A 16,771-nucleotide genomic window follows, 5' to 3' on the forward strand; every position below is an offset into this window, starting at 1 on the left:
CGACGGCCCGGCCACCTTCGCTGGGAAGGCGGCCGGGCCGTCGTCGTGCCGCCGTGCTGCCCGGGGGCTTGGCGGCAGGGCTCCCGCGGGTTAGCGGCGCGCCAGCTCCGCCTTCTCCTCGGCGACCTTGGCGTCGTGGGCCGCGCGGATCTCGGCGTGGACCGGGTTCCGGCGCAGCATCAGGTAGCCGATGCCCAGCGCGACGAACCAGATCGGCGTGAACAGCAGCGCAGCCAGCGTGTCCGGTTGGGTGGTCAGGGCCCAGAGGATGAAGGCGAAGAACGCCATGACCACGTAGGGCATGAACGATCCGCCGGGCATCTTGAACGTGCTGGCCTCGTGCAGGTGCGGGCGGCGGCGGCGGTAGACCACGTAGCTGACCAGGATGATGGTCCAGACGAACATAAAGCACAGCGCGGAGATGGTCGTGACCAGGGTGAACGCCTCGGCGACGGAACCCTCCGCGTACAGCAGCACCACGCCGGCCAGCAGGAACATGCAGGAGAACAGCAGCGCGTTCCTGGGCACGCCGCGGCCGGACAGGCGGGCGAACGTCTTCGGGGCGTCGCCCTCCTGGGCCAGTCCGTAGACCATGCGCGAGGTGGAGTAGATGCCGGCGTTGGCGCTGGAGGTCGCGGACGTCAGGACCACGAAGTTGACCACGCCGGCCGCGCCCACCAGTCCGGCGAGGGCGAACATGCCCACGAACGGGGACTCGTCGGGGGTGTAGCCGGTCCACGGGCGGACGGCCATCAGCACGATCAGGGCGCCCACGTAGAAGAGCAGCACGCGGATCGGGATGGAGTTCACGGCGCGCGGCAGGTTCTTCTCCGGGTCCTTGGTCTCAGCGGCGGCGGTGCCGACCAGTTCGATGCCGACGAACGCGAAGACGGCGATCTGGAAGCCGGCGACGAAGCCCATAAAGCCGGTCGGGAACATCCCGCCGTGCTCCCAGAGGTTGGCGAAGGAGGCGCGGGCGCCCTCGGACTCGAATCCGCCGATGATCATCACAAGACCCGTGACGATCAGGGCCAGGATGGCCACGATCTTGATCAGCGCGAACCAGAACTCGGTCTCGCCGAAGGCGCGCACGGTGGGCAGGTTCAGCCCCAACAGGACCAGGATGCAGGCGACGGCCGGAATCCACAGCGGCAGGTCGGGCCACCAGAACGCCACGTAGTGGGCGATGGCGACCACGTCGGCGATGCCGGTGACCACCCAGCAGAACCAGTAGGTCCATCCGGTGAAGAACGAGGCCCAGGGGCCCAGGATGTCTCCGGCGAAGTCCCCGAAGTTCTTGTATTCGAGGTTGCTCAACAACAGCTCGCCCATGGCCCGCATGACGAAGAAGAGCATAAAGCCGATGATCATGTAGACGAAGATGACGGACGGTCCGGCGACGGAGATGGTCTTGCCGGAGCCCATGAACAGGCCGGTGCCGATGGCGCCGCCGATCGCGATGAGCTGGAGGTGCCGGTTGGACAGACCGCGCTCGAGATGCGGAGCGCCGTCCTTTTCGTGGGCCCGTGCTGTGGCAGGGGGCTGAGACATGCGAAGTTCCTTGGTTCCTAGGGGGTGGCCGGGTGTGACCCGCGCGACATTCGACCGTAAGAGACTACGCCCGCGAGGTGCCTGCGCTGAAAACGGGCTGGTGGGGGCCCGTGTTCGGGCGCGCGCCCGGGGCGTCCTCTAGTCGTCGTCGGAGGAATGGATGCGCCGCCTGGCGCTCAGCAGCTCCACCTCCGGACGGTACGCGACGAGCCGTTCGACGGCGTCGAGCACCTCCACAACGTGGGCGCGGTCCGCGGCGACGAGCGCGGCCGAGATGCCGGCCCGGCGGTGCAGATCCAGGTGCCCGGTCTCCGCCGCGGACACCTCGAACCGGCGCCGGACCTCGGCGATGATCGGGCGCACGGCGCCCCGCTTTTCCTTCAACGAGTGCACGTCGCCGAGAAGGACGTCGAACTCTATCCAGCCGATCCACATGCACACATCATGCCCCGCCGTGTGCGCTGCGGCACCCGGCAAGTATGAACCTGCAAGTCAGACCGTACTTTGGGGGTCGGCAAGTGGAGCCCACGCGGGCGGAGTGGGTAGGCTGGAGGCATGTCCCTTCGCAACCGACGCGCGGCATCGCTGCCCGCGAAGCTCTCCCGTTCCTGGCTCCTGGTCAACGCCGCCAAACCTGAGCTGTACGCGCCCGCGCTCGCATCCGAAGCCGACTCGGTCATCTTCGACATGGAGGCCGCCGTTCCCGACGCGAAGAAGGCCGAGGCCCGCGACGCCGTCGTTGAGGCGCTGAACTCGGGCATGACGGCCTGGGTGCGCGTCAACGGCATCGAGACAGAGTTCTGGGCCGAGGACCTCGCCGCCCTCTCCAAGACCAAGGGACTGCGCGGTGTGATGTTGGCCATGACGGAGAAGCCGGAGCAGGTCACCTACACCGCCATGCGCCTGCAGGCCGGAACCCCGGTGCTCGCCCTGATCGAGTCCGCGATCGGGATCGAGAACGCGACGTCGATCGCCTCCGCCCCGGGCACGTTCCGCTTGGCATTCGGAACCAACGACTTCCGCAAGGACACGGGTGTTTCCGAGGACCCGCTGGCCCTCGCCTACGCGCGCGGCAAGCTGGTGGTCGCCTCCCGGGTGGGCCAGCTGCCCGGCGCCATCGACGGCCCCGCGACGCCCGGCGCGGCCAAGGACGAGGTCTACGCGGCCTGCCAGACGACCGCCTCCATGGGGATGACCGGCAAGCTTTGCCTGTCCGTCGACCAGGTGGAGGACGTCAACACCGGCCTGTCCCCGAGCACCGACGAGCTCAGCTGGGCCCACGAGATGCTGGTGGCGCACGCGGCCGGCGCGTCGATCGGCGACGGCTCGTACCTGCCCCGCCTGGCCCGGGCCCAGAAGATCGCGGACCTCGCGGACTCCTACGGCCTCTGGAACGCCTGACCGGTCAGTTCCCCCTCAGGCGGGCGAACATCCCGCCCCGCGGGCAAAGGAGAGGCCCCGGTTGCGCCTTCTGGCGCGTCCGGGGCCTCTCTTCGTTCAACCTCGCCTAGCGGCGGGTGAAGCTTTTGGGGTTACAGCGGGCGAATGTTCTCAGCCTGCAGACCCTTGGGGCCCTGCACGACATCGTATTCGACCTTCTGGTTCTCATCGAGCGACTTGTAACCGCTGCTCGCGATTGCGGAAAAGTGGGCGAAAACGTCCGCCGATCCATCGTTGGGCTCGATAAAGCCGAAGCCCTTTTCGGCGTTGAACCACTTAACGGTGCCTGTTGCCATGATGCTTCCTTCGATATTGCGTACAGCTGCGATCAGCGATCAGGGAGCCTCGCAGCATCGCTGGTTCCCTCCCCTAAACCTAGGGTGGCTCGCCCGGTGTGGCAAGCGATATCGGGTACTGGTTTCCCAGGCGACGCCAAAAGTTCACATTTCCGCTCCTGACGGGCGGAAATGGGCGACGCGCCGTTCTCGGGCGGGCATCGGGCGCACTGGGCGGAGCAGCGCTGGCCCGAGTCCTCGACCGGTGCGGGCAACGGTGTTCGTTATTGGGAATCATTCGCATAAGGGTAGTGTGGAGCGTAGACCTGTCAGCGTGAAACAAAGGATTCAGGATGCCCAATGCCAACCGGCCTCACCCGCGGCGACGGGGCCCGAGGGATGCCCCCACAGGACTTCGACGGGGATTGTTGCCCGTTGGAGTCGGCGTGGCCATTCTGCTCGGGGGTTGCGGCGGCGCGATCGGCGCGGACACCGGAGCGGATCCGGTGGCGGTGGCCACCACCACGCAACTGGGCAGCGTCCTCCACCAGATCACGGCCTGCGCCGGCACGACGTCGAGCACCGTTATGGGCCCGGGCGACGATCCCCACGATTTCGCGCCGTCCTCGCAGCAGATCGCGCAGATGACGGCGGCGAAGCTTGTGGTCTCCAACGGTCTGGACTTGGAGGCTGGGATGCAGACCGCGCTCGACAACGCCGAGTCCGACGGGGCCGTGCTCTTCGAGGTCGGCCCCGAGGCCGATCCGCTGCCCTTCGCGTCACACGACCACACCGGGAGCGGTGGTGGGCGTTCCGAAGATGGCGGAGGCGCAGCCGGAGCCGAGTCTGGTCACGGAACCGGAAGCCTCGATCCGCATTTTTGGATGGACGTGGGCCGCATGGCGGATGCCGCCGAGGCCATCGGCGGTCGGCTCGCCGCGACCACCGGCGACGAGCAGTACACGGCATGCGGCGAACAGGTCTCCGACAGCCTGCGCGCCGTCGATGGACAGGTGAAGGAGATCCTCTCCGCCATCCCTGAGGATCGCCGGACGTTGGTCACCGACCACGCGGCCTACAACTACTTCGCCGACGCCTACGGCCTGGACGTGGCCGGCGTCGTGGTTCCCGGGGGCTCCACCGACGCCGCGCCGTCGTCCCAACAGTTGTCGAGGCTGCACGGCGAGATCGGCAGGGAGGGCGCCGACGCCCTGGTGACCAGTATCGAGGCCAACAACGCCATGGTCGGCGCCCTGTCGGAGGAGACCGGCGGGACCGTTCCCGTCGTCGAACTCTACGAGGGCGGGCTGGGCCCGGAGGGCTCCGGCGCCGAAACCTACGAGGACGCCATGCTCTTCAACGCCCGTGCCCTGGCCGAGGCGCTCGGAGCGGGCGCCTGATGCTGCCGGCGCGGCGGCGCGACCGGCGGGACGTGTCATGGACTGGTTGATGGAGCCGTTCGCCCTGGGATTCCAGCAGCGCGCCCTGATCGGCGGTACCATCGCGGCGGCTACGTGTTCGGTGGTCGGGGTCTGGCTGGTCCTGCGCGGCATGAGCTTCTTCGGGGACGCCTTTGTGCACGGGGTCATCCCCGGGATCGCCGCCGCCGTCCTCTTCGGCTTCTCGCCCCTCGTCGGCGCGGCGCTGGCCGCCGCCGCGATGGTCGTGGGCATCGGGCTGGTCCACCGCAGCACCACGCTGAAGGAGGACACGTCCATCGGCCTGCTCTTCGTTGGCATGATGGCCCTCGGCGTGGTGATCATCTCCCGGTCGGAGTCGTACACGGGATCCCTCACGAGCATCCTGTTCGGCGATGCCCTCGGTGTGGGCTGGGACGACATCCGCACGCAGGCCGTGCTGGGTGTCGCCGTGGTCCTGCTCGCCCTGCTCCTGTACCGGCCTCTGATGGCGCTGTCCTTCTCGGTGGAGAAGGCCGGCTCGCTGGGAATGCGCCCGAAGCTGGCGCACGGGCTGCTGCTGGTGCTGATCGCCGCGGCCGTCATCGGCAGCTTCCGTGCCGTCGGCACCCTGCTGGTTTTCGGGCTACTCGTCGGCCCGCCGGCCACCGCGGCCCTGATCTCCCGCAGCGTGCCCATCATGTTCCTCTGGTCGCTCGCGGTCTCGGTGTTCTCCGTCTTGGCCGGGCTGACGATCAGCTACCGGATCGGGACTGCGGGCTCGGCCACCATGGCGCTGGTGCCGATCCTCGTCTTCTTCCTCACGCTGGCCGTGCGGGAAACCGCGCGCTCCGCGCGGGCGCGCCGCAGCGCAACGGCCGGGCCCCGGAGGAGCCCCGAACCCGCCGGCCACGGACAGGCGTTGGAGGGATGAGGGCGGCGACGGGGGCGCCCGCCCCGATGGTGCGCGCGCGTGGCCTGGTGCTGGGGCACGGCAACCACATTGCCGTCGCTCCCTCCGACGTGGAGCTTCCCGGCCGCGGGCTCACGGCGGTTGTCGGGCCGAACGGCTCGGGAAAATCCACACTGCTCAAGGCCATCGCCGGCGTGCTCGAGCCCCGGGCCGGGCGGCTGGAGGTGCTCGGCGGGCCGGTTCGCGAGGCACGCGGGAGGTTGTCCTTCGTGATGCAGTCCGTCGTCTACCCCGCCGGAACGCCGATGACGGTGCGCGACGTCGTCGCGATGGGCCGCTATCCATCCGTTGGGTGGTTCCGCCCGTTCCGGCGGGCGGACCGCGAGGCGGTCGCGGTCGCACTGGGGCAAATGCAGCTGCTTGATCTTGCGGGGCGGCACCTGGACGAGCTGTCCGGGGGACAGCGCCAGCGCGTGTACGTGGCGCAGGGGCTTGCGCAGGAGCATGAGGCACTCATCCTGGACGAGCCGCTGACCGGCCTGGACCTGGTGTCCGCGCGGACCATCGACCGGATCATCAATGCCGAGACCCGCGGGGGCCGGCCCGTGGTGTTGACGACCCACGACCTGGACGAAGCGCGGGCGGCGGACCACGTTGTGCTGATGGACGGACGGGTGGTGGCCTCCGGTCCGCCGGACCAGGTGCTCACCCGTGCCAATCTCGAGGCCGTCTACGGCAAGGGCGTGTTGCACCGCCGCGGCGGTCCGATCATCGATGATCCCGTGTGCCGGCCGGTCGCCGGGGCGCTCGGCGTCCGCGGCCAGCGGCCGGACGAACACTCCGGGCACACGCCGTAGCTCTCCACCGTGGCGAAGCGCCGCGTCACGCTCGAGTCGCCCCGGCGGCGGCGCCTACGACTCGTCGTCGTGGCCGTGTGCCCCGTGACTCTCGTCGGCGCCCTCCGGCGCCTCGGGATGGCCGGTCACAACCGCCATCTCCACCGGAACGACGCCCAGGTCCATCTCGTTGACGACCTCGCCCGCCGCCAGGTCCACAACAACGAGTTTCTTGTTCTCCGCATCGGTAATGTAGGCCATCCCGTCGGCCGTCTTGAGGATCGGTCCGGGCTGCTGCCACTCGGACTTCTCCTCCCAGGCGCCGATGGCCGGGATCGCGGCCGTGACCTTCCCGGTCTCCTCGTCGATGACGTTGAGCTTCCCGTCGTAGGTGAGCACCAAGGCCTCGCCTTCGGGGCCGCGGGCCAGCGAGCGGAACCAGTAGGAGGAGCCCAGTTCGACTGTTTTTTGCGAGTCGGAGAGGGAATCGATGAGGACGACCTGGGTGGGGCGCTCCTGCTCGGCGTCGGCGTCGACCTTCATGTCGGCGAGCACGATGTGCGACTCCTCGGAGCCCGCGAGGTTGCCGTTGCGCTGGTAGTCCCGCTCCGTCCGCACCTTGTGGAACGCCCCGTCACGGTAGACGACCGGTCCGTTCTCGCATCCGAGCACCACCACATCGCCGTTCTTGTTCGGGGCCGCGGCGGTCTCGCCGTGCACGCCGGGGCAATCGGACGTCTCCGCCGCGGTGTCGCCACCGTCCTTGACCTGTACGGTGTCGCGGGCCTCCTCGGTGCCCTGCGTGGTCAGCAGGGTGCCGTCGGCCAGCCGCAATGCGACCCCGTGGTGCGGCGAGTCGGAGGCATGCCGCTCAATCCGGGGTTGGCCGTCCTTGAGGTGTTCGGAGGTGAACGTCTGGATCGAGCCGTCGCCGTCTCCGAACAGCGTGGTCAGGCCGTTGTGGACCACAACGTGGCCGGCGTGGGGTGCGGCGAAGCCGATCCCGCTCAGTCCCGGGTCCGATTCGTAGTAGTGGAAGTGGTCCCCATGGCCTTGCGCGTCGATTCCGCTGTTGTAGACCTCGAAGCGGTTGCCGTGGGTGACCACCACGTGCTGGCCGTCTCCGGCGTTGTTCAGCCGCAGGAATCCGCGAAGATCCTCCTCGTGGACCGTTGCGCCGGTCTCGGCGTCGAGGGTGAGCAGGCCGCCGTCGTGGCTGAGGACGACGCGCGGGGAAATGGAGGCGACCTCGGTCCGCGAGGCGCGCTGTTCCGCGCTCGCCGGGTTTTCGGCGGCGGTGGGATCGGAGGAGGGAGGCTGTGCGCCGGGTCCCGGGTCCTGCCCACAAGCCGAAACGGCGAGGGCGAGGGCCGCCAAGGAGGCGGCCGACCAGAGGTACCGGCTCCGTCGACGGCCCGCGGACGGGGAGCTCGCTGTGGAGCCGAGCTGGGGCTGGGGTAAAGGTGGGAGTGTGTTCATGCGATTGATTCTAGTTAATAATGATAGTCATTCGCAATAATCGCGCGCTGCGCTCTTGTCGGACGGCGGCGGTAGGCTGGCGCCCAGCGAAGGAGGGGCCGCGGGGCCGAGCGGTCCCGCCAGCGCTCCCGTCGGACGGACAGCATCAGGGAGGGGCAGGATTCCGTGGCCACGACCAACGAGACCAACGCCGAGATACCGACGGCGCGCGCCGGATACGCCATCGACTTCCTGGGAGACCGGATCGACCCGCCGACGCTGGGGGAGGGCATCCGGGACGACGCGGTTCCCATGGAAGGATCCCCCGTTGTCCCCTACACCCACTTCTCCCTCAGTGTCAGCCGCTCGCGGCGCCTCGCGCGCTGGGTCGCCTGGAACGTCGACGGGGCCAGCCTGAAGAAGCTCAGCCGCGCCAACATCAATTTCGCCCGGGATCCCCGCCTTCCCGACGACGTCCAGACGGGCAACGAGTTGTATTCGGGCAACAGGCTGGACCGCGGGCACCTCGCGCGGCGCTCGGACCTGCTGTGGGGGGACCTGCAGGAGGCCGGGCAGGCCAACCGGGACTCCTTCTTCTTCACCAACATCGCCCCGCAGATCGACGACTTCAACCAGAGCGGCAAGGCCGGGATTTGGGGCCGGCTGGAGGACGCCCTGTTCGAGGGGATCGACGTCGAGGACCTGCGCGCCACCATCATGGGCGGGCCCGTGTTCCACGCCGACGACCGCGTCTACCGCGGCACGGCGCTGCCCCGCGAATACTGGAAGCTCGTGGTCTACCGGGAGGGGGGCGCGCTCAGGGCCAGGGCGTTCCTGCTCACCCAGGATCTTGTGGAGATCCAGGCCCTGCCGGACCTCGACGAGTTCCGCGTCTACCAGGTCACGCTGGGGGAGCTCGAGCAGCGCACGGACCTGGGCTTCGCCGAGGTGCTGCACGCGGCCGACCTCCCGGCGGCCGCCATCGTCAGGGTGGCGGGGGAGCGGCGGCCGCTGGAGAGCGTGGCGCAAATCCGCTGGTAGGCCCGCGTGGCACTAGGTGTCCTCGGCGTCCCGGTCGGCTGCCTCGAGCCGATCCCGCGCACGTTCCGCGTCCCTCCGGCTCGCTTCAGCCTTGCGGTCGGCGGAGGCGAGCCTCGCCCGGGCCTTCTCCAGTTCGCGCTCGACGGCCGCGATGTCCCGGCGGGCCCGCTCGAGCTCGCGGATCAGGAACGCCCGGCGCTCGTCGAGCGCCTCGACCTCGTCCTCGGCGTCGCGCCGCCGTCCGGAGTCCTGCTCCGCCCGCTCCCGGGTCCGGGCTGCCGCCTCCCGGGCCGCGCGCAATGTCCTCTCCCGCGCCTCGGCCCGCTTGGCCTCGATCCTCTTCGCGTCGATCAGGTTCGCGTCGCCCTTCCCGGACGCCGGGCGCGCCCCGCCGTCGTTCCCCGGCGTTCGGCCACCGGACATGGGCAACCCCGGCGCGTCAGGAACTGCGACCGCGCCGGCCAGGTCCGCCGGATCCAATCCGTCCGCCGAGATCGTGCGCACCAGCACTCCGCTGGCCGTGGCCTCCGCCGCCGCCGGATCGGCCATCGCGGCCTGCAGGTGCTCCCTGACCTCCGCCACGGTCGGGCCGCTGGCCGCCTGCCCCAGTTCCTTGGCCAGGTCCGCGGACTCGCGCTCAAGCGCGGCCAGCAGCGCGCGGCGGTCGGCGGACAGCCCGCGCAGCCGTTCCGCGTCCAGGTTCTCCTGGGCCGCCCGCATGTCCTCGCCCAGCGCAAGCACCGCGTCGATCCGGTCCCTCCGGTGGCGCACCAGCATGTTCACCAGCCACGCGGCCGACGACGGCTTCGGCAGCGCCCGGATGGCCTTGGCGGCCTCCTTGTCCCCGGTCCCCTTCGCCGCCTCCGTGCGCCGAGACACGAAGTCGCCGGGCATCGACCCGTAGAGGTCGGCGGCGACGGCGGCGAGGTCCACGCCCTACCGCCCAGTGACCGGGCCGGCCACCAGGACGTTGCGCTGTGCGCCGAGTCCCTCGATTTCCGTCTCCAGCACGTCGCCGGGCTTCAGCCACGGATGGCGGCCCTCGGCGTTGCGCCGCCCCAGGGCCACGCCGGCGGGCGTGCCGGTCAGGATCAGGTCGCCCGGGCGCAGCGTCACGATGGTCGAGAGGTAGGCCACCAGGGCGGCCGGCGAGAAGACCAGGTCCGACGTCGAATCCTCCTGCACCACCTCGCCGTTGACCCGTGTGGTGATGCGGGCGCCGGCGGTGAACTCGTCCGGGGTCACCAGATACGGGCCGAGCGGGCTGGCGGCCTCCCAGCACTTGCCCTGTGTCCACTCCGGCGTGCGTCCCTGCCAGCCGCGCATCGAGACGTCGTTGGACACGGCGTAGCCGGCGATGTGCCGCTCGGCGTCTGCCTCCGGGATGCGGCGCCCCGCCTCGCCGATGACGATCGCGAGCTCGCCCTCCCAATCGACCCGGTGGTCCTCGGCCGGGATTTCGATCTCGTCGTTCGGGCCCGTGAGCGATTCCGCGAACTTGGTGAAGACGGTCGGGAATTTCGGGACCTCGTTGCCGGTCTCGGCGATGTGGTTGCGGTAGTTCAGGCCCACACAAAAGACCTTGGCGGGGTTCGGGACGAGCGTCGCGAAGGCGGCCGCGCGGGCGTCCTGACGTGTGCCGCCGGACGCCGCGGCCTCCAGCGCCGCGTCCCGCCTGCCGGACGGCGCCGCGAGGAAGGTCCCGACGTCGGCGAATCCGGTGAGTTCGACGGCGGAGTCCCCGTCGATGACGGCGGCGAACGTTCCGCTGGAATCCGGGCGGCGGAGGGTGGCGAGTCTCATGGTTCCCATCCCACCACAGGGGGCGGCTCGTGCGTCCAACCGGCTACCGAAATGCGTCGTTCGCCGACGGAGAAATCACCTCGCGTACCTCTGGCACTGTCCATTGCCGAGTGCTAACTTAATTCCGGGTTGAGCGTAGGACACTCAAGTCTGGGCGTCCGGCTCATCCCCGCAAACACAAGCAAGCAGCGGCACCCGCCGGTGCCGCACGAAGGAGTTGATCATCATGGCAAACAATTTCGATCCGTTCCGTGAGTTCGACCGCCTGGCCGGCTCCCTGTTTGAGAACCGCCTCCGGGACGTGCCCATGGACCTCTACCGCCAGGGGGACCACTACATCCTGAGCGCCGACCTGCCGGGCATCGATCCGGGCTCCGTGGACATCGACGTCGACGGCCAGCTGCTTACGATCCGCGCGGAGCGGACGCTGGGGGCGGAGGAGGGCGTGAAGTGGCTGACCCGCGAGCGCCGCGGCGGCAGCTTCGTGCGCCAGCTCAACCTCGGCCAGGGCATCGACATCGAGTCGATCACCGCCCACTACAACAACGGCGTCCTGATGCTGACCATCCCGGTCCGCGAAAGCGCCAAGCCGCGCAAGATCTCCGTGGAGGTCGGCGGCAAGCAGAACGGCCACATGATCGAGGGTGAGACCACCACGGCCACGGGCCAGGAGTCTGTGGAGAAGTAGTCCCGGCGCCCATTAAGCGGGGCGGCGCCCGGCGCCCATCCGGAGGCCGGGCGCCGCCCCGTGTCCCGCGTCCCGCGGCGCCGTCGGCCCCGCGGCCCTCCGGTTCGACCTCTCGACGAGGCCACATGTCCCGCCCGTCTCGTTTCGCCGAGGATAGATGTCCCGAAACCCCCGAAAGCGCGCATCTGCCTTCGTCGAAACGGGGTTGGGGAGCGGGTGGCTTCGTCGAAACGGCTAGGGGGCCGCCGCCGGGAGGGCCTGACCGATCTTGCGGAGCCTGGGGATGGCGATCCGGTAGTTCAGAGCGACGGCGGTGCCGGTCCCGTCGTCGTGGGTCCAGCGCAGCAGGGACGAGCCGCCGCCGGGGTCGCCGTCGACAACCTCGGGCTCGCCGGCCAGGGGCAGGAACCCGCTGGCCTTTAGGGTGTGGCCGAACTGCTCGGTCCAGAAGTACGGCAGGAAGTCGAGCTCCGGCGCCTCCTCGCCGCGGACCAGCGCGAGCGCCGCGGCCCTGCTCTGTTCGATCGCGCTGGTCCACAGGGGAACGCGCGTCGGTCCGCGACGGGTCGGGAACGTCGCGACGTCGCCGGCCGCGAACACACCGGGCCCCACACGCCCGCGCCGGTCCGCCTCCAGCGCGCCGTTCGTCAGCAGGCCGCTGGTCGCCAGCCACTGAAGGTTCGGCAGGTCCCCCACGGCGCTGACCACCACCTCGGCCTCGATCGTCGAACCGTCGGCCAGCACCACCCCGGCGTGCCCGCCCGCGTCGCGCAGTTCCGCGGCGCGGGACGCGACGACCCTCAGCCCGCCGCGCAGCGCGGACTCGAGGACGACGCCGGAGAGGTGGCCTCCCAAGTGGGCGGCCAGCGGCGCGCCGTTCGAGACGATGGTGGTCTCGCAGCCGAGCGCGCGGCAGCCGGACGCGATCTCCATGCCGAGGGCGCCGCCGCCGAGCACCACCACGGACGGCCGGTCCGCGAGCCGGCGCCGCAGCGCGAGCGCGTCGTCGAGCGTCCGGAGCGTGTGTTCCTCGACGCCGGACCCGCCGCCCAGTCGCCGGGCGCGCGAGCCCGTGGCGACGAAGACGGCGTCGTACGGGAGCCCCGTGCCGTCCGCGAGGTGAACGATCTTGCGGACGGCGTCGAGGCGTGCCGCGGAGGCTCCGAGGATCTCGACGGCGCCGTGGTCCGGGGCGGGCAGGAGGTGGGAGGCCATCTCCCCGTCGTCGACGAGGGCCGCCTTGGAGAGGGCGGGCCGGCTGTACGGCGCATGACGCTCGTCGCCCACGATCGTGAGCTCGCCGTCGAAGCCGGCGTTCCGGAGCGAGTCCGCGGCCGTGAGTCCGGCGATCCCGTTGCCGACGACGACGACGCGGTCCAGGCGGCCCACGCTCACGCCAGCCTCAGCGCGGCGACGGGGCAGACGCGGACGGCCGACTGCGCGGCCTTGAGCTGGTCGCCCTCGACGGCCTCGACGTCGATCACCAGTTCGCCGTCGTCGTCGAGGTGCATCAGCCGCGGCGCGGCCTCCTCGCACAGGCCGTGGCCCTCGCAACGGGGACGATCAAGGATGATGTTCATTTCTACCTCCGCATGGGGGCGGCAGTGCCCGCCCGGTACCACTCGAGACTTCCAGCGTGTGCCACGCGCCACAAATGAATTATTGTCATCCCGAACGTGCATGGCGTGAATAGTTGGCCGCACTGGGCGGCGCGGACGAGCGGAGGATGCGATGGAGCACGGAATGGTTTGGGGCGTGAAGGACAGCCTGCTGGCCTATGTCGAGGGGCTCGACGACGGGGCCGTCGCGACGGACGCGCCGGCGGTCCGGCAGGGTGGCGGGTTCGCCTTTCCCTTGGTGACCGCGGGTGCGGCGGAGTTGCGGGTCGCGGACGAAGCCGGAGGAGTTGCGGCTGGCTTCGGCGGCGGCCTCCGCTTCCAGGGGTCCGTGCGGCTGACGGGGCACTGGGGCATGCTCGACGTCGAGCTCCGGGATCCGCGGGCCGAGCTGCGGGGCGCGAAGGCAACCCTGCTGATCCGGGAGCGCGGTGGCCGCGACCCCGAGGCGGCCCTCCCGTTCGCGGACCTGACTCTCGCCGCGGTGTCCGCGGACGACGGTCTGCTGTGCCTCGAGTATGCCGCGGCCCTGACCGGGCAGGGTGGCTTCCTGCTGGGTGGGCAGTACCCGGCCGGCCAGGAGCTCGAACCCGTCCGCCTGACACTCCCGGACCCCGGCGCCGCGGAGCGCCCCGGCGAGAGGGACCGCCGTGCATAGCTCGCCGCCGCCGGCCATGGACGCCAAACTCGCCCGGCTCGGCGCCGTCGACCTGAACCTTCTGGTGCCGCTGCTCGCGCTGCTCGAGGAACGCTCCGTCACCCGGGCGGCCGCCGCGGTGGGACTCTCCCAGCCGGCCATGAGTCATGCCCTCAACCGGATCCGCCGGTTGATGCACGACGAGCTGCTGGTGCGCCAGGGCCGGGGGATGGTGCTCACCCCGCGGGCGGTGGAGCTGCTGCCCGCGCTGCGCCAGTCGCTGCACCAGACGGCGCGCATCGTCGATCACGCGCCGTTCGATCCCGCCGTCGACCGCCGCCTGATCACCGTGGCCATGGCGAACAGCACCGCGTTTGTGATCGGCGGCGAAATCACTCGACTCCTGAAGGAGCGCGCCCCGCACACCGTGCTGCGCCTGCGGACCACCAGCGTCGATTCGGCGGCGGTGTTCGCGGAGGATGCGGCCGACGTCGCGCTCCTTCCCGAGGCCTTCGCCACCCAGCTTCCGCGCGAGCGCCTGTACGACGACCGCTGGGTGGTGGTCGCGTCCTGGAACGAGCCGCGCGACGCCGGCGCGCTGGAGCTGTTGGAGACAGTGCCGCACGTGGTGTCCGACGCGGCGCCCCAGCGGGTGCTGCCGTACGAGGTCCTGGACGAGCACGGGGTCTCCTACACCGTGGGCCAGCGGGTGTCCGACTACCTGTTCGTCCCGCACCTGATCGCCCGGGCCGGCGGCGTGGCGCTGCACCGGTACCAGGTCGGGATCGCGTTCGAGGGCAGGTTCGACCTGCGCATGGAGGAGTTCCCGTTCCCGATTCCCAGTCTGGGGATCGACATGGTCTGGAACCCGTGGCTGACCGACGATCCGTTCAGGGCCTGGCTGCGGGATCTGCTGATCGAGGCCGCCGAGCCGATCGTGGGGCGCTACCGGCCCGGCCCGCGGGCCGTGGCCTGACCGGGGATTCATTGCCTGCATGGGTTGTATGCGAAGTATTCACTTCCGCCCCGCCGGGTCGGTGCCTTGAATAGACGTGACGCAAACCATAACCCCGAACAGCGCGAGGTGCCCCATGACCGCAGAAACCCTGGCCACGTCAACGATCGACCTCTTTTCCGACGAGGTGCTCCTCGACCCGTACCCCGCGTTCGCCGAACTGCGCCGGCGGTCCTCGGTGGTGCGGCTGGAGACCGACGACCTCTGGGCCGTCACCCGCTACGACGCGATCCGCGACTCGTGGGGAAACGCGACCCTTTTCTCGTCCACCCAGGTGGCCTTCAACGACACGATGAACGAGGTCCTCGTGGGGACCAGCCTGGCGACGGATCCGCCGCACCACGCCGCGCTGCGCGCGGCCCTGACCGAGAACCTCACCCCGCGGGCGCTGCGCAAGATGAAGGCGGAGATCGACGCGAAGGCCGACGCGATGGTCGAGGCGCTCGTGGAGCGCGGGAGCTTCGACGGCATCGACGACCTGGCCCGCGCCCTTCCGCGGCAAGTCGTCGCCGACCTGATCGGGGTCCAGGGCGAGGCGCGGGAGAACATCCTGCGCTGGGGCGCCGCGGCCTTCAACTGCCTCGGGCCGATGAACCAGCGGACCGTCGACGCGTTCCCCGTGGCGGGCGAGCTGTTCCACTGGGCCCACGGCGTGCAGGCCAAGGACCTCACCGAGGGCAGCATGGGGCGGGCGATCTTCGACGCCGGCGAACGCGGCGAGATCCCGCGGGAGAACTGCGGCAAGATCATCCACCAGTACGTCGCCGCCGGGATGGACACCACGGTGGCGGCGATCGGCAACGCCATCGCGCACCTCGCGGCGCACCCGGAGCAGTTCGATCTGATCAGGGAGGACCGGTCCCTGGTTCCCTCGGCCTTCAACGAAATCCTGCGGTACGAGGCCCCGTCCCAGGCGTTCGGCAGGCTCGTCAAGGAGGACACCGAGATCGACGGGATCTCCGTTCCCGCCGGCGCGCAACTCGCCCTGCTGCCCGGCTCCGGCAACCGCGACCCGCGCCACTACGAGGATCCGGACACGTTCGACGTCCGCCGGAATCCGGTCGACCACCTCTCGTTCGGGTACGGCATCCACGGCTGCGCGGGGCAGGGGCTGGCACGGCTGGAGGCCTTTGCCGTCATCGACTCCCTCGCCCGGCGCGTGAAGAGCTTCGAGGTCGGACAGTCCGAGCGGGTCATCAACAACTCGACGCGCAGCCTGGACAAGCTGCCCGTGCTGCAGGTTGTCCCGGCCTAACCGCCGCGCAGCACACCCCCCCGTTTCGACGAAGGCACACGTCCCACCCCCCCCGTTTCGACGACGCTAGGTGTCCGGAAACCCCCGGAAACGCGCATCTGCCTTCGTCGAAACGGGGGTGGGGGAGCGGGGTCGTTCGTCGAAGTGGGGAGTCCGGGCGGCGGGCGGCCCACTAGCCTTGACGGGTGAGTGAATTTACGCGGCGCGCGGCGGGCGAGCTGGTCCAGCCGATCATCCTGCTGGTCGACAAGGAGGATCCCGCCAGCCATGCGGAGGGCATCGCCGCGGCGGCGCTCGCCTCGGTCACGGCCTTCCTCGGCGACCTGGGCAATCCCGACTGGCGGGACTGGGCCTCCGGCGCGTTCGCGAAGACGGTCAGGCGCGCGGATCCCAAGGCGTTCGCCAAGGTGCTCGCCGCCCACCCGGCCCATGCCGTGGCCGAGGTCGGGAAGGCGCGCGCAGCCGGGCTGGCCCCGCTTCCCGCGGACGCTCTGCCCAAGCCGCTGGCCAAGCTGCAGGTCTCCGGCACGCAATTGCCTCCCGGCGGGGCCCTGCCCGACGCGCCCGTGGCCGTTGTGCTCAACGCGTCGCTGGGCATGTCGACCGGCAAGGCCGCGGCGCAGGCAGCCCACGCCCTCTTCGCGTGGCTGCTCGAGGCCGACGGGCAACGGCTGCGCGCGTGGCGGGAGGCCGGGCGACCCCTGGCCGTGCGCGAGCTGTCGGAGCGAGACTTCCTCGCCGGCGTGCGCGGGGCGGCCGGCCCCCTCATCCAAGACGCCGGCCGCACGGAGATCGAGCCCGGCACGGCGACCGCCTACGTCGTCGTCCGTCCCTAGCGGCACCCCG

18 protein-coding genes are annotated in these 16,771 nt (G+C 70.3%); 10 read left to right on the forward strand and 8 right to left on the reverse strand.

What is annotated here, in order from left to right; genetic code table 11:
- Positions 1–90 precede the first annotated feature (90 nt).
- Together cycA and AC3ZJJ_RS16975 are read right to left on the reverse strand one after the other, a co-directional pair.
- A complete protein-coding gene (gene cycA, locus AC3ZJJ_RS16970; protein WP_489892995.1) occupies positions 91–1,551 on the reverse strand; it encodes a D-serine/D-alanine/glycine transporter in 1,461 nt (486 codons plus the stop codon).
- 138 nt (positions 1,552–1,689) lie between these two features.
- Positions 1,690–1,986: a DUF503 domain-containing protein gene (locus AC3ZJJ_RS16975; RefSeq protein WP_489892996.1), complete on the reverse strand. Its 297-nt coding sequence runs from the start codon at positions 1,984–1,986 to the stop codon at positions 1,690–1,692.
- 120 nt (positions 1,987–2,106) lie between these two features.
- On the opposite strand from AC3ZJJ_RS16975, the gene AC3ZJJ_RS16980 reads away from it, so the two are divergent.
- Entirely contained in the window at positions 2,107–2,952 is an 846-nt protein-coding gene (locus AC3ZJJ_RS16980; RefSeq protein WP_489892997.1) for an HpcH/HpaI aldolase/citrate lyase family protein, read from the forward strand.
- Between the two features lie 131 nt (positions 2,953–3,083).
- Here the strand turns inward: AC3ZJJ_RS16980 and AC3ZJJ_RS16985 are convergent, their stop codons facing one another.
- A complete protein-coding gene (locus AC3ZJJ_RS16985; RefSeq protein WP_489892998.1) occupies positions 3,084–3,287 on the reverse strand; it encodes a cold-shock protein in 204 nt (67 codons plus the stop codon).
- Positions 3,288–3,712: 425 nt separating this feature from the next.
- On the opposite strand from AC3ZJJ_RS16985, the gene AC3ZJJ_RS16990 reads away from it, so the two are divergent.
- From AC3ZJJ_RS16990 to AC3ZJJ_RS17000, 3 genes are read left to right on the forward strand one after another with little or no spacing between them, the layout of a single operon-like run.
- Positions 3,713–4,666, forward strand: coding sequence for a metal ABC transporter substrate-binding protein (locus AC3ZJJ_RS16990; protein ID WP_489892999.1), 954 nt, complete (start codon positions 3,713–3,715; stop codon positions 4,664–4,666).
- A 49-nt stretch (positions 4,667–4,715) separates the two neighbouring features.
- The gene (locus AC3ZJJ_RS16995; protein WP_489893000.1) at positions 4,716–5,597 is read left to right on the forward strand and encodes a metal ABC transporter permease; all 882 of its coding nucleotides are present in this window, start codon (positions 4,716–4,718) and stop codon (positions 5,595–5,597) included.
- Positions 5,594–6,433 carry a metal ABC transporter ATP-binding protein gene (locus tag AC3ZJJ_RS17000; RefSeq protein ID WP_489893001.1) on the forward strand — a complete coding sequence of 280 codons (840 nt, stop codon included), beginning with the start codon at positions 5,594–5,596 and terminating at the stop codon, positions 6,431–6,433. Before AC3ZJJ_RS16995 ends, AC3ZJJ_RS17000 begins: the two co-directional genes overlap by 4 nt.
- Before the next feature lie 54 nt (positions 6,434–6,487).
- Here the strand turns inward: AC3ZJJ_RS17000 and AC3ZJJ_RS17005 are convergent, their stop codons facing one another.
- Positions 6,488–7,789, reverse strand: coding sequence for a hypothetical protein (locus AC3ZJJ_RS17005; RefSeq protein ID WP_489893002.1), 1,302 nt, complete (start codon positions 7,787–7,789; stop codon positions 6,488–6,490).
- A 267-nt stretch (positions 7,790–8,056) separates the two neighbouring features.
- Between AC3ZJJ_RS17005 and AC3ZJJ_RS17010 the strand changes: the two genes are divergently transcribed.
- Entirely contained in the window at positions 8,057–8,911 is an 855-nt protein-coding gene (locus AC3ZJJ_RS17010) for a DNA/RNA non-specific endonuclease (protein WP_489893003.1), read from the forward strand.
- Between the two features lie 12 nt (positions 8,912–8,923).
- Here the strand turns inward: AC3ZJJ_RS17010 and AC3ZJJ_RS17015 are convergent, their stop codons facing one another.
- Together AC3ZJJ_RS17015 and AC3ZJJ_RS17020 are read right to left on the reverse strand one after the other, a co-directional pair.
- The gene (locus AC3ZJJ_RS17015) at positions 8,924–9,844 is read right to left on the reverse strand and encodes a hypothetical protein (protein WP_489893004.1); all 921 of its coding nucleotides are present in this window, start codon (positions 9,842–9,844) and stop codon (positions 8,924–8,926) included.
- 3 nt (positions 9,845–9,847) lie between these two features.
- On the reverse strand, positions 9,848–10,714 hold the full coding sequence (locus AC3ZJJ_RS17020) for a fumarylacetoacetate hydrolase family protein (protein ID WP_489893005.1): 867 nt from the start codon (positions 10,712–10,714) through the stop codon (positions 9,848–9,850).
- A gap of 226 nt (positions 10,715–10,940) precedes the next feature.
- Between AC3ZJJ_RS17020 and AC3ZJJ_RS17025 the strand changes: the two genes are divergently transcribed.
- Positions 10,941–11,402, forward strand: coding sequence for an Hsp20/alpha crystallin family protein (locus AC3ZJJ_RS17025; RefSeq protein WP_489893006.1), 462 nt, complete (start codon positions 10,941–10,943; stop codon positions 11,400–11,402).
- 234 nt (positions 11,403–11,636) lie between these two features.
- Here AC3ZJJ_RS17025 and AC3ZJJ_RS17030 read toward each other — a convergent pair whose 3' ends face one another.
- Positions 11,637–12,797 carry an NAD(P)/FAD-dependent oxidoreductase gene (locus AC3ZJJ_RS17030; protein WP_489893007.1) on the reverse strand — a complete coding sequence of 387 codons (1,161 nt, stop codon included), beginning with the start codon at positions 12,795–12,797 and terminating at the stop codon, positions 11,637–11,639.
- Entirely contained in the window at positions 12,794–12,982 is a 189-nt protein-coding gene (locus AC3ZJJ_RS17035) for a ferredoxin (RefSeq protein ID WP_489893008.1), read from the reverse strand. The genes AC3ZJJ_RS17030 and AC3ZJJ_RS17035 overlap by 4 nt, the downstream gene beginning before the upstream one ends.
- Before the next feature lie 163 nt (positions 12,983–13,145).
- Here AC3ZJJ_RS17035 and AC3ZJJ_RS17040 point away from each other — a divergent pair, with 163 nt between their 5' ends.
- The 4 genes from AC3ZJJ_RS17040 to AC3ZJJ_RS17055 all read left to right on the forward strand — a co-directional run bounded on the left by AC3ZJJ_RS17040 (position 13,146) and on the right by AC3ZJJ_RS17055 (position 16,761).
- Entirely contained in the window at positions 13,146–13,676 is a 531-nt protein-coding gene (locus AC3ZJJ_RS17040) for an HtaA domain-containing protein (protein WP_489893009.1), read from the forward strand.
- On the forward strand, positions 13,669–14,631 hold the full coding sequence (locus AC3ZJJ_RS17045; protein WP_489893010.1) for a LysR family transcriptional regulator: 963 nt from the start codon (positions 13,669–13,671) through the stop codon (positions 14,629–14,631). The genes AC3ZJJ_RS17040 and AC3ZJJ_RS17045 overlap by 8 nt, the downstream gene beginning before the upstream one ends.
- Positions 14,632–14,746: 115 nt before the next feature.
- Positions 14,747–15,925, forward strand: coding sequence for a cytochrome P450 (locus tag AC3ZJJ_RS17050; protein WP_489893011.1), 1,179 nt, complete (start codon positions 14,747–14,749; stop codon positions 15,923–15,925).
- 185 nt (positions 15,926–16,110) lie between these two features.
- On the forward strand, positions 16,111–16,761 hold the full coding sequence (locus AC3ZJJ_RS17055; RefSeq protein ID WP_489893012.1) for a peptidyl-tRNA hydrolase: 651 nt from the start codon (positions 16,111–16,113) through the stop codon (positions 16,759–16,761).
- Positions 16,762–16,771: the final 10 nt, after the last annotated feature.

This window comes from Arthrobacter sp. AOP29-A2-19 (assembly GCF_058138025.1).